The following is a 374-nucleotide window of genomic DNA, read 5'->3' as shown; positions in this document are numbered from 1 at the left end:
ATGAGCAGCCACCTATTGACAATATTTAAAGGCTCCTGCTCCGGTAAGGCCTCCTTCAGTAAAGGGTAAAGACCAACTCCAAGCAAGAGAAATACTATGGCAAAATAGATGGCAATAAAGGCCATAAAGATCTTTAGCCCCAAACTTCTGCCAAGACTGGCAGACCGGAAAAAGGCTTTCCACTGAAGGGAAATGAATCGTCTATACATGCTTTTGCTTTATACTACAAGTAGGGAAATTTACAATTTTGTTACAGAAAAAAATTTCTATACTTCGTACTTTTGCACCAAATACCAAAAAATGAGCAAATTCTTTCCGTTAAAGATCAAAAATATCATCAGGGAAACTGAGCAGGCAGTAAGCCTCGAATTTGA

The 374-nt window shown here is 38.5% G+C and carries 1 protein-coding gene; it reads right to left on the bottom strand.

Features of this window, described 5'->3' with window-relative positions:
* Nucleotides 1–209: DUF5687 family protein (locus tag HC176_RS19730; RefSeq protein WP_245234955.1), on the bottom strand; the 209-nt coding region annotated here is incomplete at its 3' end.
* Nucleotides 210–374: the final 165 nt, after the last annotated feature.

The organism is Tamlana crocina (genome assembly GCF_012037625.1).
Note: the sequence above shows the minus strand (reverse complement) of the source record. Positions and strands in the feature narration are given on the sequence as shown.